The sequence below is a fragment of the Providencia sp. genome, assembly GCF_003533305.1.
GTDB lineage: Bacteria > Pseudomonadota > Gammaproteobacteria > Enterobacterales > Enterobacteriaceae > Providencia.
On the sequence record NZ_DOEH01000009.1, the window covers coordinates 58,708 to 80,530 of the forward strand.

General features: G+C 39.6%; 18 protein-coding genes. 9 read left to right on the forward strand and 9 right to left on the reverse strand.

Annotation, left to right across the window (positions count from 1 at the left end; genetic code table 11):
- The first annotated feature begins 5 nt into the window (after positions 1-5).
- On the forward strand, positions 6-1,046 hold the full coding sequence (locus DD649_RS02980; protein ID WP_294103449.1) for a fimbrial protein: 1,041 nt from the start codon (positions 6-8) through the stop codon (positions 1,044-1,046).
- 137 nt (positions 1,047-1,183) lie between these two features.
- On the opposite strand, the gene pyk is transcribed toward DD649_RS02980, so the two are convergent.
- Both pyk and DD649_RS02990 read right to left on the reverse strand, forming a co-directional pair.
- Positions 1,184-2,626 (reverse strand): pyruvate kinase, encoded by a 1,443-nt coding sequence (gene pyk / locus DD649_RS02985; protein WP_294103451.1) that lies wholly within the window; start codon positions 2,624-2,626, stop codon positions 1,184-1,186.
- Positions 2,627-2,826: 200 nt separating this feature from the next.
- Entirely contained in the window at positions 2,827-3,672 is an 846-nt protein-coding gene (locus tag DD649_RS02990; protein WP_336428991.1) for a MurR/RpiR family transcriptional regulator, read from the reverse strand.
- Positions 3,673-4,250: 578 nt separating this feature from the next.
- On the opposite strand from DD649_RS02990, the gene zwf reads away from it, so the two are divergent.
- A complete protein-coding gene (gene zwf, locus DD649_RS02995; RefSeq protein WP_294103455.1) occupies positions 4,251-5,726 on the forward strand; it encodes a glucose-6-phosphate dehydrogenase in 1,476 nt (491 codons plus the stop codon).
- A 123-nt stretch (positions 5,727-5,849) separates the two neighbouring features.
- Here the strand turns inward: zwf and DD649_RS03000 are convergent, their stop codons facing one another.
- The 5 genes from DD649_RS03000 to fepB form a co-directional block, all read right to left on the reverse strand.
- Complete coding sequence (locus tag DD649_RS03000; RefSeq protein WP_294103457.1) at positions 5,850-6,629, reverse strand: ABC transporter ATP-binding protein; 780 nt, start codon at positions 6,627-6,629, stop codon at positions 5,850-5,852.
- 94 nt (positions 6,630-6,723) lie between these two features.
- Positions 6,724-8,805: a TonB-dependent receptor gene (locus tag DD649_RS03005; protein ID WP_294103459.1), complete on the reverse strand. Its 2,082-nt coding sequence runs from the start codon at positions 8,803-8,805 to the stop codon at positions 6,724-6,726.
- Between the two features lie 159 nt (positions 8,806-8,964).
- Entirely contained in the window at positions 8,965-10,026 is a 1,062-nt protein-coding gene (locus DD649_RS03010) for an iron chelate uptake ABC transporter family permease subunit (RefSeq protein WP_294103461.1), read from the reverse strand.
- Positions 10,023-11,030, reverse strand: a complete 1,008-nt coding sequence (locus tag DD649_RS03015) for an iron ABC transporter permease (RefSeq protein ID WP_336428992.1) — start codon at positions 11,028-11,030, stop codon at positions 10,023-10,025. The genes DD649_RS03010 and DD649_RS03015 overlap by 4 nt, the downstream gene beginning before the upstream one ends.
- Positions 11,031-11,041: 11 nt before the next feature.
- Complete coding sequence (gene fepB / locus DD649_RS03020) at positions 11,042-11,995, reverse strand: Fe2+-enterobactin ABC transporter substrate-binding protein (protein ID WP_336428993.1); 954 nt, start codon at positions 11,993-11,995, stop codon at positions 11,042-11,044.
- A 114-nt stretch (positions 11,996-12,109) separates the two neighbouring features.
- Here fepB and DD649_RS03025 point away from each other — a divergent pair, with 114 nt between their 5' ends.
- Positions 12,110-13,405 carry an NtaA/DmoA family FMN-dependent monooxygenase gene (locus DD649_RS03025; RefSeq protein WP_294103468.1) on the forward strand — a complete coding sequence of 432 codons (1,296 nt, stop codon included), beginning with the start codon at positions 12,110-12,112 and terminating at the stop codon, positions 13,403-13,405.
- A gap of 53 nt (positions 13,406-13,458) precedes the next feature.
- Here DD649_RS03025 and pdxK read toward each other — a convergent pair whose 3' ends face one another.
- Positions 13,459-14,307, reverse strand: coding sequence for a pyridoxine/pyridoxal/pyridoxamine kinase (pdxK, locus tag DD649_RS03030; RefSeq protein WP_294103470.1), 849 nt, complete (start codon positions 14,305-14,307; stop codon positions 13,459-13,461).
- 655 nt (positions 14,308-14,962) lie between these two features.
- Here pdxK and mdtJ point away from each other — a divergent pair.
- Both mdtJ and mdtI read left to right on the forward strand, forming a co-directional pair.
- Positions 14,963-15,391, forward strand: a complete 429-nt coding sequence (gene mdtJ / locus DD649_RS03035; RefSeq protein ID WP_294103472.1) for a multidrug/spermidine efflux SMR transporter subunit MdtJ — start codon at positions 14,963-14,965, stop codon at positions 15,389-15,391.
- Between the two features lie 2 nt (positions 15,392-15,393).
- Positions 15,394-15,726 carry a multidrug/spermidine efflux SMR transporter subunit MdtI gene (gene mdtI / locus DD649_RS03040; RefSeq protein ID WP_294103474.1) on the forward strand — a complete coding sequence of 111 codons (333 nt, stop codon included), beginning with the start codon at positions 15,394-15,396 and terminating at the stop codon, positions 15,724-15,726.
- 121 nt (positions 15,727-15,847) lie between these two features.
- On the opposite strand, the gene DD649_RS03045 is transcribed toward mdtI, so the two are convergent.
- The gene (locus DD649_RS03045; RefSeq protein ID WP_294103476.1) at positions 15,848-16,195 is read right to left on the reverse strand and encodes a RidA family protein; all 348 of its coding nucleotides are present in this window, start codon (positions 16,193-16,195) and stop codon (positions 15,848-15,850) included.
- Positions 16,196-16,347: 152 nt separating this feature from the next.
- On the opposite strand from DD649_RS03045, the gene DD649_RS03050 reads away from it, so the two are divergent.
- The 4 genes from DD649_RS03050 to dbpA all read left to right on the forward strand — a co-directional run bounded on the left by DD649_RS03050 (position 16,348) and on the right by dbpA (position 21,721).
- The gene (locus DD649_RS03050) at positions 16,348-18,273 is read left to right on the forward strand and encodes an ATP-dependent DNA helicase (RefSeq protein ID WP_336428995.1); all 1,926 of its coding nucleotides are present in this window, start codon (positions 16,348-16,350) and stop codon (positions 18,271-18,273) included.
- 117 nt (positions 18,274-18,390) lie between these two features.
- Complete coding sequence (gene tsaB, locus DD649_RS03055; protein WP_294103873.1) at positions 18,391-19,089, forward strand: tRNA (adenosine(37)-N6)-threonylcarbamoyltransferase complex dimerization subunit type 1 TsaB; 699 nt, start codon at positions 18,391-18,393, stop codon at positions 19,087-19,089.
- A 443-nt stretch (positions 19,090-19,532) separates the two neighbouring features.
- On the forward strand, positions 19,533-20,129 hold the full coding sequence (locus tag DD649_RS03060; protein ID WP_336428997.1) for a Slp family lipoprotein: 597 nt from the start codon (positions 19,533-19,535) through the stop codon (positions 20,127-20,129).
- Between the two features lie 218 nt (positions 20,130-20,347).
- Positions 20,348-21,721 carry an ATP-dependent RNA helicase DbpA gene (gene dbpA / locus DD649_RS03065; protein WP_294103479.1) on the forward strand — a complete coding sequence of 458 codons (1,374 nt, stop codon included), beginning with the start codon at positions 20,348-20,350 and terminating at the stop codon, positions 21,719-21,721.
- Positions 21,722-21,823 lie beyond the last annotated feature (102 nt).

Genomic DNA, 21,823 nt, shown 5'->3' on the forward strand with positions numbered 1-21,823 from the left:
CTGTTATGATAAAATTAGGTTCTGCTAGTTGTGTATTGGCTTTTATATATTCTCAATTAGTGCATGCAGAATTTAGCGCTAACGTTAAAACCAAGTTTAGTGCTGAATTTACATCACGAACAGTACCTATATTATCACCTATTTATGTACCAAGAACGGCACCGATTAATAGCTATTTAGATTCTGTTGATTTAGGAACATACACGCCTTGGGTTTGGTGGAATGCGACCGGAATGACTGAGGTTGGCATTTATTTACCGGTTATTGTTGGAACAAATACAAGAATGTTAGGAGGCGCTTATGTCAAAGAGATAAATCGCTCAGGTATTGGATTTGTATTATATGGTAGCGTTAATTCTCCCTGTTCTGGTGGCGCTTACGTAGATGGTGTAAATACCAAAGATGATAATCTAAGTAATCGTATTCTTTGTGGCACAATGAGTCGTTCTAATTATTATTCGGTGACGTTAAGAGCTGCATTTTACAAGATCAGAGATCGCGTTCAAACTCAAATATTACCAAGCACACGAGCTGCTATGTTAGTGCTATATAATAATGGTTTTATTACTTCAGATAGTAATGGAAATCTAGAACCTAACATCTGGATGGGACCTATAAATGTGGTATCGGGTGGCTGTGACATTATTAATAAAACAATTACAGTTCCGTTCGGTAAAGTGGATAAATCAACTTTTTTTGGGGTTGGTTCAACAAGTGCTAACAGCCAACGTCACTTTCAAATTAATTTAGATTGCGACCCTATATCGCCGATTAAAATTACCTTTATTGGTACTGCGGATTTGAATAAAACACCAGGAACTATCGCATTAAATGATCCTAATGGCAGCCACACAGCAAAAGGATATGGGATACAAATAAAATATAATAACCAGCCGATTAAATTAAACCAACAAATGACAATTTTAGAATCCAATAATACTGGACAATATAGCATTCCACTTGAAGCGTCTTATATTCAAACCTCGTCGATAATGAAGTCAGGCAAAGCAAATGGCACGTTGCAGTTTAACATGCAATATCACTAAACTTATTAGATTCAAAATATCGAAAAATATTTATTTGAGTCGGGCAAGATTAGAAAAAATGCAGTAAAAAGAAAAGAAGTAGGGGAGCTATTGCTAGCCCCCCTAGATTAGTTATATTGGCTTACTATTTCGTTTATTTATTCGACTTCTAATATGCGGCAAGTATTGGTACTACCGATAGTGCCCATCAAGTCACCTTGGGTGACAAGTACAAGGTCGCCTGTCATTAGATAGCCGTTATCACGTAAACGAGTTACCGCTTCGTTTGCAGCTGCAATTCCATCGGTATGGGTGCTACAAAATACAGGGGTCACACCACGATAAAGTGAACATTGGTTTAAGGTTTTTTCGTGGCGAGACATAGCAAAAATAGGTAAACCTGAACTGATACGTGACATCATACGTGCTGTACGGCCAGACTCCGTCATTGCAATAATTGCTTTAACCCCTTTAAGGTGGTTTGCAGCATACATAGTTGACATGGCTATCGCATCTTCAGGGCTGTTAAACTCTGCATCTAAGCGGTGTTTAGAGATATTTAGACCTGGCATTTTTTCTGCGCCAAAGCAAACCTGAGCCATTGCTGCTACGGTTTCTGCTGGGTATTGACCTGCAGCAGTTTCTGCCGAAAGCATGACGGCATCTGTGCCATCCAGAACGGCGTTAGCAACGTCCATAACTTCAGCACGCGTTGGCATCGGATTAGTAATCATCGATTCCATCATTTGTGTCGCAGTAATCACAACACGGTTTAATTGACGTGAACGACGGATTAATTTTTTCTGTACTGCGACAAGCTCAGGATCGCCAATTTCAACACCTAAATCGCCACGGGCAACCATAACAACATCAGATGCAAGGATCACTTCGTCCATGATTTCATCAGTAGCAACCGCTTCTGCTCGCTCAACTTTTGCGACAATTTGGCATTCACAGCCTGCATCACGTGCTAATCGACGTGCATAATTTAAATCTTCACCTGAGCGAGGGAAAGAAACCGCTAAATAATCAACATTAATTTTTGCGGCTGTTTTGATGTCTTCTTTATCTTTTTCAGTCAATGCTTCAGCAGAAAGACCACCACCTAATTTGTTGATGCCTTTATTATTTGATAGTTGGCCACCAACAGTGACTTCAGTGAAGACTTGTAACCCTTGAACTTCACGTACTTTTAATTGAACGCGGCCATCATCAAGTAATAAAATATCACCAGGAACAACATCAGCAGGTAGGCCTTTATAGTCGATACCGACTTTTTGTTGGTCGCCTTCACCTTTACCTAAGTTTGCATCTAATGTGAATTTGTCACCAATATTGAGGAAAACCTTACCATCTTTAAAGGTTGAAACACGAATTTTTGGTCCCTGTAAATCACCGAGGATAGCAACGTGGCGACCCAATCTAGCGGCGATTTCACGCACTTTATTAGCGCGAATAATGTGGTCTTCTGGAGTTCCGTGAGAGAAATTAAGGCGAACAACATTAGCGCCAGCATTAATGATTTTTTCGAGGTTATTATCGCGATCAGTTGCTGGACCTAGTGTTGTAACAATTTTAGTTCTTCTAAGGCGTCTAGACATGTATTACTCCGTTGACCTGTAATGGTACTGATAAAAGGATGAAACCGTTTCACCCCATTTCGAAACCTGTTTACTGCAAATAGTGATGCTGACACGAGCACAGCTATTATAGTCTGCTAATTATTTTATGCTATCAGGACTGTAAAAGTATTAAAGCCTGAAAAGCGAAGAAAACAGCTTCATTTGAACAGTTATCTGTTTCATGCATTATCAAACCGCGAATCGCGTAATGCTTCTTTGACGCGTTTCAAGTTATCTCTAAATTTTTCGCCTCTTCTTAAAGTAAAACCCGTCGTTAAAACATCAATCACAGTTAATTGTGCTAAACGAGAGACCATTGGCATGTACATATCAGTATCTTCAGGGACATCAATGATAATAGAAAGTGTGGCCTCTTGTGACAGCGGGGAATTTTCTGAGGTAATGGCGATGACTGTTGCATCATTTTCACGCGCTAAACGTGCCATATTCACTAATGCTTTGGTTCTTCCTGTATGAGAAATCAGTACGATGACGTCACCCTCGCTACTATTGATACAGCTCATACGTTGCATCACAATATCATCAAAATAAATGACAGGAATATTAAAGCGAAAGAATTTATTCATTGCATCATGTGCTACGGCAGCAGATGCACCAAAACCAAAAAAGCTAATTTTGCGTGCTTGTGTTAGTAAATCAACTGCTCTATTGATGGCGCCGATATCAAGCGAGTGTTTGACATTATCTAATCCCGCCATTGCTGATTCGAATATTTTATGCGTATAAGTGTTAACGGTGTCGGTTTCTTCTATATGCCGATTAACATAGGGTGTGCCGTTCGCCAAGTTTTGCGCTAGACGTAGTTTAAAATCAGGAAAGCCCTTGGTATCCATTTTACGGCAAAATCGATTGACAGTAGGTTCGCTGACTTCAGCGAGTTGTGCCAAGGTGGCAATACTGAGATGAATGGCCTTTTGTGGCATACCCAAAATGACTTCAGCAACTTTTTTTTCAGATTTACTCAAAAAATCAAGACTGGTTTTCATTTGTTCTAAAATATTCATATAGCAAAAGTGCCTATTTCATCAAAAGGAGAAATTTTTCTGCCATCACGATATCCTGTGCTAATTATTGGTTATAGTTTTAAAGGCAGTCTGTATAAATGAAAATATACTATGTGTTAGCGGTGAGTTATCTAGCCATAGGGAATAAATGACTGATTTTTTGTGAAAGTTTGACCAGTATCTAATTTTCATATCAGTAAACTCACTACATATTTTGTTGTTTTATTTCAATTGTGAATTTTATTTAGCTTATAAATTAAATGTAGAGATAAAAGACACTAAAAATGCCTAGTGATTTGCTGTTTTTTTCAGCATAAAAACTGTGAGCTGCATCATCAATATTTACTGAGCACTTGCAAAAAGGTACATTAGCAAGAAGTAGCGCTAATTTTTAACAAAATGACAATAACAGCCTATCCCATTAGGCTATTTTTACCCGCTAAATTGAAATTAGGTCGTCTTAAAAACTGCTATGTATCAGTGTATGCTTTGATTTTTTAGCGATTTGGATTCAAATTAGCATTAACATTATGCCTAATGGGATAGGCTCTAAATTCCGCAAATTGAGGAGAACCAATATGGCGGTAAATAAAGCTGCTCAAGCTTGTGACTTGATTATTTTCGGTACTAAGGGAGATCTCGCTCGTCGTAAATTGCTTCCTTCTTTATATCAACTAGAAAAAGCAGGTTACATCCATCCTGATACACGTATTATCGGTGTGGGTCGGGCGCAATGGAGCCAGAGCGATTATATCGAATTCGTTAAACATGCATTAGATGAATTTTTAAAAGAGAAACTTGACACCGCACTTTGGGAGAAATTAAGTGCGCGTTTAGATTTCTGTAATTTAGATGTTAACGAAACGGATAGCTTTGTACGTCTGGCTGAGATGCTGAAACAAGATTGTCAGCCTGCAATCCATTATTTTGCTATGCCACCGAATACTTTTGGCGCAGTATGCCAAGGGCTTGGTCATGCAGGGTTAAATAAAATGCCAAACCGCGTGGTGATGGAAAAACCATTAGGAACGAACTTGGCATCTTCTCAAGAAATCAATAATGAAGTTGCAAAATATTTTGATGAAAGCCAAGTTTATCGTATTGACCATTATCTTGGTAAAGAAACGGTTTTAAACTTATTAGCATTGCGTTTCGCTAACTCGTTATTCATTAATAACTGGGATAATCGAACAATTGATCATGTCCAGATAACAGTTGCAGAAGAAGTTGGTATAGAAGGGCGTTGGGGTTATTTTGATCAAGCGGGTCAAATGCGTGATATGGTGCAAAATCATTTACTGCAAATTTTGACCATGATTGCGATGTCACCGCCTGCAGATCTCACAACTGACCGTATCCGTGATGAAAAAGTTAAAGTTCTGCGTTCATTACGCCGTATTGACCACACTAATGTACGCGAAAAGGCGGTACGTGGACAATATACTGGTGGTTTTGTGCAAGGTAAAAAAGTGCCAGGCTATTTAGATGAAGATGGCGCGAATAAACAAAGCGCAACGGAATCATTTGTTGCGATACGTGTGGATATTGACGATTGGCGCTGGGCAGGAGTTCCATTCTACCTGCGTACAGGAAAACGCTTACCGGCAAAATGTTCCGAAGTAGTTGTTTATTTCAAAAAACCAGCGTTGAACATTTTCTCTGAAAGTTATCAAGATTTACCTCAGAACAAACTAACTATTCGTTTACAGCCAGATGAAGGCATCGATATCGAAATAATGAATAAAGCGCCGGGGCTAGATCATAAGCACCGCTTGCAAACCACAAAACTCGATTTGAGCTTCTCCGAAACTTTTAACCAGACGCACCTTGCTGATGCTTATGAGCGTTTATTGCTTGAAGCAATGCGTGGTATTCAAGCGCTGTTTGTTCGCCGCGATGAAGTTGAAGAGGCATGGAAATGGGTTGACTCAATCATGGATGCTTGGGCAATGGATAATGAGCCACCTAAGCCGTATCAAGCGGGGACATGGGGTCCTATTGCCTCTGTCGCAATGATCGCTCGTGATGGTCGTTCTTGGAATGAATTTGAGTAATATTTTACCTTATTTTTAGGGTTGAAATAGCCTAATAATTCAAAAAAGCATCGTCAATAACACCCCAATGTTAGGTTTTAATATTGGGGTGTTTTTATGTCAAAAATAAAAATTTGACTATATTTATCGGGGAACAACCATTGGTGTACCAGTAATAGGATCGGGAATGATTAAACAGGCTAAATTAAAGACTTGTTGAATGAGCTGCTCATTAATAATATCTTGCGGTTTCCCTTGAGCAAATATTTGCCCTTTTAACATCACAACTAAATTATCTGCATAGCGACAAGCTTGATTCAAGTCATGCAACACTGTCACAATAGTGCGTCCTTGTTCTTGATTTAATAATTGAAAAATAGTTAATAATTCAATTTGATAAGAAATATCGAGATAAGTGGTAGGCTCATCTAATAACAGAATTTCTGTCTGCTGTGCTAATACCATCGCTACCCAAACACGTTGGCGTTGTCCACCAGATAAAGCTTCCACGGGCTTATTTGCATATTCGGTGGTTTGTGTCACTTGCATTGCATTTTCTACCGCGTTCTTATCCTCATGGCTCCATTGGTGAATTAGACCTTGGTAAGGAAAACGACCTCTCGCCACTAAATCTATCACGGTGATACCGGGAGGCGCTTGCATGGTTTGTGGTAGTAGCGCAATTTGGCGTGCAAGAATTTTAGTTGGATAATGAGATAAGGGTAAATTATCAAGAGAGACATGACCTTCCAATGGTTTGAGTAAACGACATAAACTGCGTAGTAAAGTCGATTTACCACAGCCATTAGGACCAATAATCACCGTGACCTGTTTATCTGGAATAGTTAATGAAATATCTTGGCAAATAGTGGTTTCTTGATACCCCAGTTTTAATTTGTGCGTTTGTAATCGGTTAATATTCATGAAGGATTCTATTATCTTTGTTTGAGAACGAATAAATCTGAAAATAAACAAATATTAAAGGTGTCGGTTAATCTAACACCTTTATTAATCATGATTAGAAGCGTAATTCTACAGTAGCTCCTAGCATTCTAGGGCGCTGATAAATTGCAGTTTCAATGTTGTTATCTGGAATAAGAATACGTTTATCAGAATCAAATAGATTCTGTGCGTAAAGGGTTGTACGTCCCCATTTGAAATCATAACCTAACTGTAGATTAGCAAGCCAAAATGAGTCGACTTTAGAGGTCTCGGTATTATTCGATTGAGAGAAATAATCGCCAGAGAACTGTACATTACCACTAACGTCAATCGATTCGGTTAATTGATATTTTGCCCCTATGTTTGCTGTGTAATTAGGTGCACGAGCAAGTTCCTTGCCCTCAATTCCGCTATCGCCAAAATCTTTAATTTTCGTTTTTAATAATCCTATTCCCGTATTGAGCTCTAATGATTCAATAGGTTGATAAGCAATACTTAATTCTGCACCATAGGTTTCTACTTTTTTCGCATTACGAATAGTTGTTGAATCAGGACCTAGATAGAAAGGTAATTGCATATCCTTGTAATCGTTATAAAATAAGTTGGTCATAATAGACAATTTGTTATCAAGCAAACTATTTCGCCCGTAGAGGCTATAGTTCCACACATACTCAGGGGAGTAGACGTAAGTGACAATCGGTTTTCCTAATGTGACACCTGCGCCTCCTCCGTTGTAGCCTCTCCCAACAGCAAACCCAACCGTTTGATTTTTTGCAGGTTTCCATGCTAAGTCAGCTTTAGGTAAAAATGTATTATAGGTTTCATCAAAATCAATCATCACTGTAGAGCTGCCACCTTTACGTGTATGTTGTTCGCGCTCAAAACGACCCGATAATGTGATATCAATTTCAGGGACCACAGTGTAAGTCAGTGAACTATAAGCTGATGCGGTATTGGTTTTATCATCGAAATAGCTGCCACCGAATAAATTCACAAATTCATCTTGTTTTGAGTGAAAATAACGCAAACCAACTATTCCACTGAGTATTTCATCGTCAGTTTTAAAACGAACCATGGGTTCGAGTTCAAATTCTTTTGCTTCAATATCGGCGCGTGGGCTTGGTGCTTTGGTTAAGCGGTGAGTTGTAAAGTCGGTATAAATGAGCGTATTTTCTAGTGTGATATTTTCATTCGTTTCCCATGAAGTGTTCCATATACCGCTGGTGGTTCTGCGCTCAATAACGGGACGGAAACGTGCTGGTGCTTCTGGCGCTAAGTTACTGGCCATTTTTGCTTCATTTTGTGGCGACCGACTATCAAGATGGCTAAACGTTAACTTACTTTTAAATTCAGGCATATCAAGAGGTTCATATAAAAGCTTACTACGGATTGTTGTTGATTCAATATCGCGGGGGTTACCTGCGGGGGAATAGCTATCCATTTTTGTAAAACTTTCACGTTCTTGTTTCTCGACAGTAAAGCGGAATGCCAGTTTGTCATCAATTAATGGGCCTGAAACCATCGCCGCAGTTTGTTGTGAGCCTTGTTGCCCTAATCCGCCTTTTACCGCACCTTCCCAATAAAACGTGGGGTCAAGTGTTTTGACTAAAATAGCTCCTGCAATCGCATTACGGCCTTGCACATAACTTTGTGGGTCACGAAAAATTTCAACTGTATCAACATCCCAAAGTGATTGTGCACCATAACCAAACTCATTATAGGTAAATGAACGGCCATCTACTGAAAAATTGACACGAGGGCGGGTACCACCTAAGAAGGCGATAGCCCCTTGTGCTGGGCCAGAACCATCAACACCACGGATAGCGGGAAGGGCATTACTATTTCCGGTATCAACAACATTGGGTGTCATCTGTAAGAGCGTATTTACGTCTGCATTTGGAATAGCTTCAATTTGTTTAAAATCATAAACCGTGACACTAGAACCTGTGTCATAAATAGATTTATTTAATTTTTCGCCTGTAACAATTAATACATCACCTTGGCTATCACGTTTTTTATTTTCGTTAACGGTAGTTTCTTTTTCAATCTCTTGTGCGCTAACGGTGAGAGGTATGGCCCAAAGTGTCGTCACTAAGGCGGCTTGAACCATTGTTGTTATCGTTGTTTTTTTTGTGTATAGAGTAAAAACACCAGACATTAATCTTTTCCTTTCATGCTATTAGCATGGTACAAGATGATTTGTAAGCTGCCCTTATTATTTCCAGTCTTAAAAAGAATAGTGGATTACTATTCTGAAAATACATCCCTAAAAAATATCTAACTTATTATTAGTATGATGACGGATTATTTTTATTAACTAGATCCTCTGTGTTCGTGCTAATAGCCAAAGTAAATAGCCTCCTCCAATGATCCCAGTCATTAAGCCAACAGGCATCATGACATTGAAAGGTAATTGCTGAGCAAGTGTATCGGCAAAGGTCAGTAACAACGCACCCATCAGTGCAGAACCGATAATCGGTAGTTTGCCTGAGTGGTTTAGCCGGATAACTAATTGGGGGGCTGCAAGTGCCACAAATGCGATAGGTCCTGCACAAGCCGTTGCTAATGAGGCAAGTATGACTGCACTAAAAATCATCATCCAACGTACTCTCGGGACATTCACGCCTAGTTGTTGTGCCATATCATCCCCCATCTCCATTAAAGTGAGCGATTTGGCATATAGAACAATAAAGGGAATTAATAACAGTAAGCCAATATAAATAGGGTATACATGGAACCATGTTCGGGCATTGAGTGAGCCAGCAAGCCACAAATTGGCAATAGTTGCATTATCAATATTACCTTTAACAAGTAAAAAACTATTAAAAGCGTGTAAAATAGCACCAATACCAATACCGACAAGGATCAAGGTATAACCTGACATTACCCCATTTTTAAATGATAGAAGGTACACCAATAATGCGGTTAATAATCCACCCGCTAAAGTCGAAAAAGCAATAGCGGAAATACTGCCATTAAAGATAATTATTTGCAGTAGTGCGCCAGTTGCCGCGCCAGTGGTAAAACCAATAATATCTGGAGAGCCTAAAACATTTCGCGAAATAGATTGGAAAATTGCACCTGAAATACCAAGGGCTGCACCAACACCGATTGCAGTTAATAAACGTGGCAATCGAATATCCATGACTATTTTTTGTTGAATCGTTCCGTGTTCTTCGCCTGTAAAGATATTGATTAACGTCGTGAAGCTGATAGGGAATTTTCCTGACGTGATTGCCCAAAAGCTTAATGACATAATTAATAGGAATAAAATGGTAGATATGAACATATCTCGAGGTGTGAAAACCCATGAAAATGAACGAAAATGCAAAACTAGGGTGCGATTGTGCCGACTCAATTTATTATTTTCATATTTCATAATATTATGATCCGCCAGCGTTTTACGAGGTAGATAAAGAATGGACCACCAATTAATGAAATCATAATGCCGACACTAATTTCACTCGGTGCGCCAATTATCCGCCCTAAGCAATCCGCAGCTAACATGAGTGTTGCACCTATTAACATCGACATTGGAAGAATGCGCCGATATTCACTTCCGACTAGACGTCGAGCAAAATGGGGAGCCGTTAATCCTAAAAAACTAATGGGGCCAACCGCTGCGGTTGCACTACCTGCGAGTAATACAATGGCCGTAGTTGAAAGTAACCAGACTCGGTTTTGATTTGTGCCTAACGTCTGGCTAAAATCATCACCTAAAGCGACAATATCTAATGATCTTGTTAATGAATAGGCGAGGATACTGCCTATTCCCACTAAAATCGAAATCGGGAAAAGTACCTCAAAACTTCTACCTTGCAAAGAGCCGACAACCCAGTGCCTAAATTGGTCAAATACGCGTTCATCGCTATTGACGGTTACCATATGGGTAATCGCGAGTAAGATTATTGACAGGGCAACCCCTGATAAGACCATTTTTACAGGATTTAACCCTTGGCGGATACCACCAAGAAGGTAGATGGCAATTCCAGCTAAAAATGCGCCGAGCAGACCAAACCACATATATACGGTAACATCAGTGATGCCAGTGAGTGCAATAACGGAAACAATAGCAACCATTGCACCTGCATTAATACCGAATAATCCAGGGTCGGCAAGAGGGTTACGGGTGAGGGCTTGCATTAACGTCCCCGCAGCACCTAAAGCAATACCGATAACAATAGCGAGTAACGTGCGAGGCAATCGTAAATAACGGACAAGAAGATGTTCACTATCTTGAGGATCAAAAAGCGTAAATGCGTGCCATGTAGTTGATATATCAACAGAACGACTACCTACACATAAACTTATTATGGCAAATAGGAGTAAGAGTAAAAAACATCCTCGTACTCCCCAATTTGTTTGGAGATTAATGGAAGACATTGGCTTAAGTCTCACTGACCAAAACGCGAGACAATGTCATTAATCATCTCTTGGGCACTGTAATAATCAACACGAAATGAATTCACGCCTAGGCCATAAACTTGTTTATTTTTTACTGAAATGACATTTGCAAGGATAGGGTCTGCCATAAATGTTTCGGCTTCTTTTTCGGTTCCTCTCATTAAAAAGGTTGTTGGTGCGGTTAATTGAGTTAAGTGTTCGTATTGTGCCCAAACAAAGTCAGAAACAGGCTTATCTTTGGGCTGCCAATTGATATTTGCACTTTCAATGGTGAAGCCGAGTTGTTGTAACAAAATTGCATGAGGGCTGGTTGTTAATGAAATGGGGTTGACTGTACCGGGGCCAAAGTAGGAAACGATATTAACCTCACCTTTAGGTATTTTAAGCTTATTTTTACTTTCAGTTACTAAAGTTTTAAAGCGTTGTAAAACATCATCCGCTTGTTGCTCCATACCTGTTGCTTGACCTAATTGTACGGCTAAGCTTTCCCAGCCTTGTTTGCCATAATCCAATATAATTGTAGGCGCAATTTGTTGAAATTGTGCCACTTGTGGATAAACCGTATCACCACCATTGATTGAAACAATGATTAAATCAGGTGCGACTAAGTAAGCCATCTCTAAATCAACGCTGCCAGCGGGCCAAAGTTTTTCAATACCTTTTTCTTTCGCAAGTTGATCCCATTGGGCAAAATACTGACCATTTGCTGCTGTTGAACTTGCGACTACAGGCGCATTAATTGCCAGTAAGGTTCCTGTAATGGAAACTGAAGCAGATAGGATACGCTTAGGCTGAGTTTTAATTTCGACAGAGGAACCGTCTACACTGGTAAAGGTGCGAGGCCATGATTGGCTATTGGCACCAACTTGGGTATTTGAGACCGCGTAACTCGAAAAATGAGTAAATAAAAACAATAAAATAGTGCAGGCAAGCGTTTTTAGCATGACAGATTTCCAAATTAAGCGGGTAATTATTAACACAATGAATAGTATTGTTAATGATAATCATAACTAATATCATTAGCAACAATGTGATTGGATAAAATAGGAAATGTGCGTGTGAATACACAAAAATCACTTTGTATTGGTCTGTCGCTATCACCGACTTGGTTATCGACTAAGAACGAGAAAAATCAAGATGTAAATAAGGCGCTAATTCTTTCATTACCTTATTATATGAATCTAGCCAAACGTGCGGAGGTTGCAAAACTAGATTTTCTATTTCGACCTGATGCACTTTTTTTAAATATTGATATATTGAATCAATCACCGGCTTTTGGTGGTTTAGACCCTTCGATATTAATAGCCGCTATTGTACAAGAAACTGATTATATTGGTTTTATTTCGACACTATCCACTTTATTTTATCCACCATTTATAGCAGCTAGACAATTACAGTCATTAAACTGGATAACTCAGGGACGGATAGGCTGGAATATCGTTACTGCCTTGAAAGGCCAAGAAAACTTTGGTCAAAAAGTTTTACCTGATTCACAGGAGCGATATGAAATCGCAAAGGAGTTTACGCAAGTATTGGAAGCACTTTGGCAAAGTTATCCGCATAGCAGCTTAGAAAATAAGGGTAGAGCGGATAGGGTTCAACAACCAATAAAACCTATTGAGCATCAAGGGCGCTTTTTTGAGGTTCAAGGCCCGTTAAATATTCCAGCTTATCCCGCTAAAATTCCTTATTTTCAAGCTGGAGCATCAGAGGCGGGGCGAGACTTTGCCGCTTCTACTGCAGACGGTATTTTTGCCGCAACCCCCGATATTGATTCTGCCATTGAATTTCGCCGTGATATTAGAGAGCGAGCGCAACAAATGGGGCGAGATGTAAATAGTATAAGAGTATTACCTGGTTTAAGTTTTTATATAGCGGCGACACGTGAAGAAGCATATCAGTGTTTTGAACAGCAGCATACGACACCTGACTTCAACAGACAATTTCGCTATATAGAATCATTAATTGGTATTAATTTATCGTCGTTATCCCTCGATACCATTGTAACCGAAGCGATGATCCAGACGGATTTTAATTCATCATATAGCCAAACACATGCGCAGTTATTGCGGCGGTTTATTTGTCGTAATCAACCCACGGTTAAGGCGTTATTGGCCTCTCCAGAAGTAAATGGTTCCGCCCATTGGCGTATTATTGGTACTGTAGATGACATGGTTAATGAAATTGAAAATTGGAGCGCTTGCCAAGCTTGCGATGGTTTTATTGCATTACCTTGTGGTTCAGAGCAATCATTAAATTTATTTCTGGAGCAAGTGATTCCGAAATTACAAGAAAAAGGACTCTTCCGACAGGATTACCAAGAACAATCGTTATGGGAAAGGTTACGAGGTTAACCACTTATTTATGCTAACAGCCCCTACGGGGCTGCTGAATTTTTAATTTTTATTTATAAAACTAATTCACTGCGACCTGTTGCAACCATATGAATAATCGCTTGCTCAATACGCAAGCATGCCATTTTTGCAGCATCAGGAACGGATAATCCAGCGAGTAGTTGTGCTGTCAATTCTGCACCAAATAAATCACCGGTTCCTTTTGGTGTGACAGGGTAACGTTTGTGCTGGATGACTGCGACATCTTTTTGGGTCACGCAAACCACTTCAATACTGTCATCATCAGGCTGAAATGCACTCGTAATAATAACCCATTGAGTATGGCCTTTTAATAATGAACGAGCCGCATTCACTGCATCGTCTAAATTATTTATTTCTTGACCACTTAAAGTCATCAATTCAAATCGGTTAGGTATGATCCCGGTCGCTAGGGGGATCACGGCGTCGCGATAAACATCTGCAATCTCTGGGGGAATGTAAAAACCACTGTCTTCATCCCCCATCACAGGATCAACAATAACGGGTATTGTTGGACGTAAGTCACGAACGCAAGAAAGCCAATTAGCTAAATCTTGTGCTTTTTCTTTTGAACCTAAATAGCCGGTTAAAATGGCTTTAACGCTATCCAGACTACCTCGTTCAAGAAAACCTTTTAAATAACCACGAAACCATTCACCCGGCAACTCACCGCCATAGCAAGATGTATAGTGAGGTGTATTACTTAAAACGACAGTGGGGACAGCTGCGACTCGTAAGCCTTGTTTGCTCAATGCCGGAACTGCAATGCTATTGCCAACACTGCCGTAAACTACTTGGGATTGGATAGACACAACATCATAAGGAAGTGGGGTAGCATCTGCGGCATTTTGAAAACTATTAGAGGTAAGATTGAAAGTATCCATTTGTTTCTCTTCGGTGTATCTCATTCATATAACTCTATAAGAATCTGGTTCGTTTAAGTTGTCAATGGCAAACATGAGAATCGAGATCCATATGGCTTTTACAGCATAAAAAAGGGAAAAAACGATTTTTTTTACTCAAAACGTCGAGCAGAAAATGTCATTATTATGGTTGGTTATTCGTATTTCATCTCATGATTCAATGGTTTGTTTGTATGTTAATGAATAATTATGCACTATATTATGCATTCTTTTTTGTGATATAAAAAATGTTTGTATTCATTGACTTAATGAAAATGGCATGCTAAAAATAGCAGGTAATCATTAATCAACATGAGGGTTCGGAGTAAATTGGATGGATGTCCATCTGATGAAATGAATAAGATATCATGCTTAGCTCAACTAGCGGCAAGATCAATAAGTCACAAAAAAGAACGTCACATAAGCTTTTCCTTTCAGCTATCCTTTCCAGTGAGCATTACTGGTGTGGTGCATTATAGCGTCTCTCTCTTATATTCATTCTGCTGAATAAAATCAGCAACTCGTTGTTATCGATTGAATTTATTAACAACTTTGCGGCTAGAGAATTAACTTAATTGTGAGTTTTATCTGTATAAAAAACAGACTAGCGTATGGTTGTGCTCAGAGGGACTATATAATGATTTATTGGATATTTTTAGCATTAGCTATCGTTACGGAAGTTATCGGTACATTATCAATGAAACATGCCAGTGTTAGTGGTGATTTCACCGGAATGGCGGTCATGTATGTGATGATAGCGACATCTTATGTTTTATTAGCTATTGCAGTAAAAAAAGTAGCGCTCGGTGTGGCTTACGCATTGTGGGAAGGATTTGGTATTTTATTGATCACCACATTCAGTGTGATGTGGTTTGGTGAGTCTTTATCGCCAATGAAAATTGGTGGATTAGTATTACTGATCACTGGTATTGGATTGATTAAATCAGGAACGAAAAAAGCAACCGTGCGCGGTTCTGCGCAAAAAGTAAAACAAGTGGCAGAACACGCAGTAAATGTTGCAAAATCAGGGGCTTTACCACGTAGTGAAGCCAAGTCGGAGGCGTAATCATGGCCAGTCAATTTGAGTGGTGGCATGCAGCGTTTTTGATTTTAGCTGTAGTGTTAGAGATTATTGCGAACATTTTTTTAAAAATGTCTAATGGTTTTAAACGCTATTGGTTGGGTATTCTCTCTTTAGTTGCAGTACTTGGTGCATTTAGCTCATTGGCACAAGCAGTAAAAGGAATTGAATTATCAATTGCTTATGCACTTTGGGGTGCTTTCGGTATTATTGCAACGGTTGCTGCTGGTTGGATTTTGTTTAACCAGCGCCTCAACTATAAAGGTTGGGGGGGTATCGTACTGATGTTAGTGGGTATGGTATTGATAAAAATGTCTTAGTTCACAATATATCAAGTAATTACAATAAATTGATATACCTATCACTAAAACCAAGTGACATTATAAGCACAAAAAAAGCTTCTTTTTAAAGAAGCTTTTTTATTGATAATTTTTAAATCAATTAGTTAACTGCCGCAATGATTTTGATTTCAACTTTGTATTCAGGTTTCATCAATGTGGCTTCAACAGTACAGCGCACAGGAGCGCTACCAGCAACAACCCATGCATCCCAAGCTTGATTCATTCCAGAAAAATCAGCTTTGTTAGCAAGAAAAATGGTTGCATCTAAGATCTTACTCTTATCAGAACCAACTCGTTCTAACATGATATCAATCGCTGCCAATGTATTGGTTGTTTGCGCAATAATGTCGGCATCTAAATTTTCAGGGACGCTAGTGTAATAGATAACATCGTTGTGAATAACGGCTTCAGACCAACGGTTGTCGGGGTCAATACGTTTAATCGTCATGGTTTTTCCTTATAATTAAAGCTAATCAAGGATATCAGTTTGCTAATGTGATGAACATTGGTTCTATTCATGAAAATATAATTAGCTCAGCAGCCAAAGCCAACTCATGGTAAAGTGAGTGACTTTTTATTGTATAATTGACGGATTTTTTAGTGCACGATGACTTTTCTGCAAATGGCTTTCTAGCTAGAACAATCCCCGGATTTCAACCTCGAGCCGCACAGGTCACCATGTCCAATGCGGTGACTGAATCAATTGATGCGCAAAATGTGCTGGTGGCTGAAGCGGGAACAGGTACAGGCAAAACTTATGCTTATCTTGTGCCTGCATTACGTTCGGGTAAAAAAGTGATTGTTTCCACAGGATCAAAGGCACTACAAGACCAGCTCTATCACCGAGACCTGCCGACAATTATTGATGCGATGAATTACACGGGACGTACCGCTTTATTGAAAGGGCGCTCTAACTATCTTTGTCTCGAAAGACTCGATCAGCAATCGTTGGGTGGCGGAAGCCTTGAGCCTGAAATTCTTTCGGCTGTTGTGAGATTGCGTAGTTGGTCGATAGAATCAGAACTTGGAGACACCAGCACTTGCCATGATATTGCGGAAGATAGCCCTGTCTGGCCATTGGTTACTAGCACTAACGATAATTGCTTAGGTAGTGATTGCCCTAGGTATCAAGAATGTTTTGTGTTAAAAGCCCGCAGAAAGGCGCTTGAAGCTGATATTGTAGTGGTCAATCATCACTTATTTATGGCAGATAGAGTCGTTAAAGACACTGGATTTGGTGAGTTAATTCCACAAGCAGATGTGATGATCTTTGATGAGGCCCACCAAATACCCGATATTGCGAGCCAATATTTTGGACAGCAACTCAGTAGCCGACAATTGCTCGATCTCGCTCGTGATATGGTTATAACTTATCGGACTGAATTAAAAGATCAGGTCCAATTGCAAAAAAGTGCGGATAGGCTGACACAAAGTACCCTTGATTTTAGGATTAACCTTGGGGAAAACAGTTTTCGCGGAAACTTGCGTGATTTACTCAAACAATCGGTAGTTCAGCGTGCATTAACCTTACTCGACGATGCTTTAGAGCTCTGTTATGAAGTTATTAAAACTTCACTCGGACGTTCACAATCATTAGATTCGATATTTGAACGAGTCACAATTTATCGTAATAGGCTCAATCGACTTAAAGATGTCACTATTCCAGGCTATAGCTACTGGTTTGAAAGTTATGGTCGCCATTTTCTATTAGCGTTAACGCCTTTAACTGTTGCGGATAAATTCAGTGAAATGATAGCAAATACACCAGCAAGTTGGGTATTTACGTCAGCAACGCTGTCAGTGAATGATAAACTGAGCCATTTTACGGATAGGCTTGGATTAAAATCAGCCAAAACATTGTTACTGGCAAGCCCCTTTGATTTTGCGAGCCAAACCTTGCTTTGTGTTCCGCGTTTTGCACCGGAACCGAATCAAAGAGGCAGCGCACAAAAGCTTGCGACTATGCTCAGACCATTGATTGAAAAAAATGGTGGGCGTTGCTTTTTTCTTTGTACCTCCCATTTAATGATGCGGGAATTAGCGGAAGAGTTTAAATCGACCTTAACCTTGCCTGTATTAATGCAGGGGGAAAGCAGTAAAAATAAATTGTTATCCCAATTTATTGCAGCGGGTAATGCTGTTTTAGTGGCAACCAGTAGTTTTTGGGAAGGGGTTGACGTGAGAGGTGACAGATTAAGCTGTGTCATTATTGATAAACTTCCATTTACTGCACCGGATGATCCATTATTACGCGCTAGAATTGAAGATTGTGAATTACGCGGTGGCGATCCTTTTGCTGATGTACAATTACCTGATGCCGTCATCACCTTAAAGCAGGGGGTAGGTCGCTTGATCCGAGATACTAGTGACTATGGTGTCATTGTTATTTGTGATAATCGATTGGTTACTCGGCCGTATGGTGAGGTTTTTTTGACGAGCCTACCACCGTCACCTCGAACTAGAAGTTTAACTAAAGCAATTGAATTCCTAGAAAAAAAAAGAAAGCAGGTTAATAACAAAAGTTGAATCAACGGGTTATCGTTTTTCTGCTATTGAATTGTTAGTTTATGCTACTATAATTGCTCTCTTTCAGGTTGCTACTGATGTGGCAACAAAAATTTATTAATTTGCCGGAGTTCAGGCATGTCGAGTCGTATTCTCGCTGTCGATACAGCAACAGAAGCATGTTCAGTCGCACTTTTGTGTGATGGTGAAATTATTTCACGTTTTGCTATTTCTCCTCGTGAACATACCCAAAAAATACTGCCAATGGTGGCAGAGGTATTAGCACAAGCTGAAATGAAGTTAAATCAATTGGATGCGTTAGCTTTTGGTCGCGGTCCTGGGAGCTTTACTGGCGTAAGAATTGGTGTTGGTATTGCACAAGGGCTCGCATTGGGGGCTGACTTACCGATGATTGGGGTTTCATCTTTAATGACCCTAGCACAAGGCGCTTTTCGTGTAAGTGGACATTCTAATGTGTTAACCGCCATTGATGCACGTATGTCAGAAATTTATTGCGCACAATATCAGCGTACAGCAGACGGTTTTTGGCAGGGTGAAGAAACTGAAGCAGTTCTTATCCCTGATGACTTTAAAGTTAAGTTTGCTCAGTTAACAGGGCAATGGGGTCATGCAGGTACAGGTTGGGAAGCTTATCCACAGTTACTCGTTGATAACTCACAAATTACTGATAGCAATGTCTCCTTACCTGATGCACAAGATATGTTACCAATCGCTGCACAACTATGGTTAGCAGGTGCTGTTATCGCGGTTGAGGATGTCGAACCAACTTACTTACGTAACGAAATTACGTGGAAGAAATTGCCTGGACGAGAGTAATGTTTATCTCGTTTGCCTAATTTGAGTTGTAGTTGATGGAACTACAACTTTTGGGTTGAGCTTATAATTAAATACATAAAGTTATATGACTAATTTGCTCTTCTTTTAATTATTCAAATCACTTTTTATTTAGTTGTTAATTAATACATCTTATTAATTAAGATGCGGAGTCATTATAAAGTAAATCAATACGCCGATAAATAGGCATTAATTGAGTTGAGATAATCTTTAGCGAAAATGAATGATAACGTGATGAATCATTTGTTAATCTACTCCAATTAAGAATAAAAGCATTTAAAGTAGAGAATAGGAATAAATTTACTTTATTCCTCAGCTGTGATTAAACTAGTAGCGTATTAATTTAACATATAATGTTATGGAATTTTAATTTCGTGTTATTATTATAGATAGCAATTTATAATACAGCTAATCGGAGGTGGTGAATGAAAAAACAATTAAACTACCGCTCTGCGCTTAAAGGCATTTTAATTGCAGGCGCATTAGCATTAACGGGTTGTGTATCGATACCTGCGTCTATCCAAGGAACGGTACCGAATCCGACAGATAATTTAACTTCAGTCCAAAACGCACCAGAGATGTACATTGGTCAGGAAGCGCGCTTTGGCGGTAAAGTGCTCTCAGTTTATAATGAGCCAGCCAGAACGCGATTAGAAATCGCTGTGATGACACTGAATAAGTATGATGGCTCTCCTGAATTAAACTCAGCTTCAGTAGGGCGAATCTATGCTTACCTTAATGGTTTCCTTGAACCAAATGATTTTAATAACCGTTATGTGACTGTAGTGGGTAAAATCACTGGAGAACAACAAGGTAAAGTCGGCCAAGTTCCATATAAATATGTGACGATGAATGCGACAGGTTTCCAACGCTGGAATATTGCGCAAAGTGTCATGTTACCGCCGTCAGGTCCTTGGGGTTATGGATATTACGGTGACCCGTACTATTATAATCATCCATGGGGTTGGGGTTATGGCTATCCAGGTGGTCCCGCACAGGTGCAAACCTACTTAACCGAATGATTGAATATTAATTTTAATCATATTGGCTGATATCAAAGAAACCTCATGTAATTGCATGGGGTTTCTTACTTTTGTCTTATGGAATGTTAATGATGATGAGTAGCAGACTGATATCATCGTTAATTTAGTCATGAAATGAAACTTCCTCACGACATAACAAGGAAGTAATAGTATCATTACCAGTCATTCGTCTTTTTATTTTATTCGGAATTTTCATTGTGACCTCATTTGCTGAACTTAACGCACTTCCTGCGGAACAACTTTCAAACCTTAATGAACTCGGTTATCTCACTATGACCCCAGTTCAAGCTGCGGCGTTGCCCGCTATTCTTGCAGGAAAAGATGTTCGTGCTCAAGCAAAAACTGGTAGTGGGAAAACTGCTGCTTTTGGTTTGGGTCTGTTGCAGCGCATTGATGCTAAGCAATTTAATACTCAATCGCTAGTGTTGTGCCCAACTCGTGAACTTGCCGATCAGGTTGCCAATGAATTACGCCGTTTAGCACGTTACATACCTAATATCAAAATATTGACCCTGTGCGGTGGTGTTCCATTTAGTATTCAACGCGATTCGTTGAATCATGCAGCTCACATTATTGTGGCTACGCCGGGTAGATTACTTGATCACTTAAAAAGACAAACGGTTAATCTAGATGCTTTGCAAACATTAGTATTAGATGAAGCTGACCGTATGTTAGATATGGGTTTCTTTGATGCTATTGACGAGGTGATTGCAAATGCACCGGCTGAGCGTCAAACTTTACTATTTTCTGCCACATGGCCTGAGGCCATTACAGCGATCAGCCAGCGCATTCAACATGACCCATTAACTATTGAAATTAACTCAGTAGATGAGTTACCTGCGGTTGAACAGCAATTTTATGAAGTATCACGCAATGGTAAAATAGATTTACTACAAAAATTATTGAGCCGTGATCAACCGGCCTCATGCGTAGTGTTCTGTAATACCAAAAAAGATTGCCAAGAAGTCTTCGATGCTTTGAATGATAGCCATCAAAGCGTACTTGCACTACATGGTGATATGGAACAGCGCGATCGTGACCAAACATTAGTACGTTTTGCTAATGGTAGCAGCCGTGTGCTAGTGGCTACAGATGTTGCTTCACGTGGGCTTGATATTAAAGCATTAGAAATGGTGATTAACTACGAACTGTCATGGGATCCTGAAGTTCATGTTCACCGTATTGGTCGTACTGCTCGTGCTGGTGAAAGTGGTTTAGCAATTAGCCTTTGTGCTCCGGGTGAAGCTCAACGTGCAAATGTGTTAGAAGAAATGCTAAATATGAAACTTAACTGGCTACCAGTGCCAACAGGCTTACAGATTACACCACTGGAAGCGACGATGGCGACTCTGTGCATTGATGGTGGTAAGAAAGCTAAAATGCGTGCAGGTGACATTTTAGGTGCACTGACAGGTGATGTAGGCCTAGATGGAGCCGATATTGGTAAAATTGTTTTACACCCAATGCATGCTTATGTCGCAGTAAAACAATCTGTGGCGGCAAGTGCATGGAAAAAACTACAGCAAGGCAAAATTAAAGGCAAAACAGTAAAAGCGAGATTGCTTAAGTAGCCATACCTTAGTGCGGTGAACAAATAATAAGGCCCTCAATTTGAGGGCTTTATTGAAAAAAGTGTCCAGTACTCAGTATGATTTTTTAAATAAAGTTATAAA

Excerpts from the sequence above, each read along its gene's own strand:
- DD649_RS02980 (WP_294103449.1), top strand. The coding sequence starts at position 6 with ATGATAAAATTAGGTTCTGCTAGTTGTGTATTGGCTTTTATATATTCT.
- pyk (WP_294103451.1), bottom strand. The coding sequence starts at position 2,626 with ATGTCTAGACGCCTTAGAAGAACTAAAATTGTTACAACACTAGGTCCA.
- DD649_RS02990 (WP_336428991.1), bottom strand. The coding sequence starts at position 3,672 with ATGAATATTTTAGAACAAATGAAAACCAGTCTTGATTTTTTGAGTAAA.
- zwf (WP_294103455.1), top strand. The coding sequence starts at position 4,251 with ATGGCGGTAAATAAAGCTGCTCAAGCTTGTGACTTGATTATTTTCGGT.
- DD649_RS03000 (WP_294103457.1), bottom strand. The coding sequence starts at position 6,629 with ATGAATATTAACCGATTACAAACGCACAAATTAAAACTGGGGTATCAA.
- DD649_RS03005 (WP_294103459.1), bottom strand. The coding sequence starts at position 8,805 with ATGTCTGGTGTTTTTACTCTATACACAAAAAAAACAACGATAACAACA.
- DD649_RS03010 (WP_294103461.1), bottom strand. The coding sequence starts at position 10,026 with ATGAAATATGAAAATAATAAATTGAGTCGGCACAATCGCACCCTAGTT.
- DD649_RS03015 (WP_336428992.1), bottom strand. The coding sequence starts at position 11,030 with ATGTCTTCCATTAATCTCCAAACAAATTGGGGAGTACGAGGATGTTTT.
- fepB (WP_336428993.1), bottom strand. The coding sequence starts at position 11,995 with ATGCTAAAAACGCTTGCCTGCACTATTTTATTGTTTTTATTTACTCAT.
- pdxK (WP_294103470.1), bottom strand. The coding sequence starts at position 14,307 with ATGGATACTTTCAATCTTACCTCTAATAGTTTTCAAAATGCCGCAGAT.
- mdtJ (WP_294103472.1), top strand. The coding sequence starts at position 14,963 with ATGATTTATTGGATATTTTTAGCATTAGCTATCGTTACGGAAGTTATC.
- mdtI (WP_294103474.1), top strand. The coding sequence starts at position 15,394 with ATGGCCAGTCAATTTGAGTGGTGGCATGCAGCGTTTTTGATTTTAGCT.
- DD649_RS03045 (WP_294103476.1), bottom strand. The coding sequence starts at position 16,195 with ATGACGATTAAACGTATTGACCCCGACAACCGTTGGTCTGAAGCCGTT.
- tsaB (WP_294103873.1), top strand. The coding sequence starts at position 18,391 with ATGTCGAGTCGTATTCTCGCTGTCGATACAGCAACAGAAGCATGTTCA.
- DD649_RS03060 (WP_336428997.1), top strand. The coding sequence starts at position 19,533 with ATGAAAAAACAATTAAACTACCGCTCTGCGCTTAAAGGCATTTTAATT.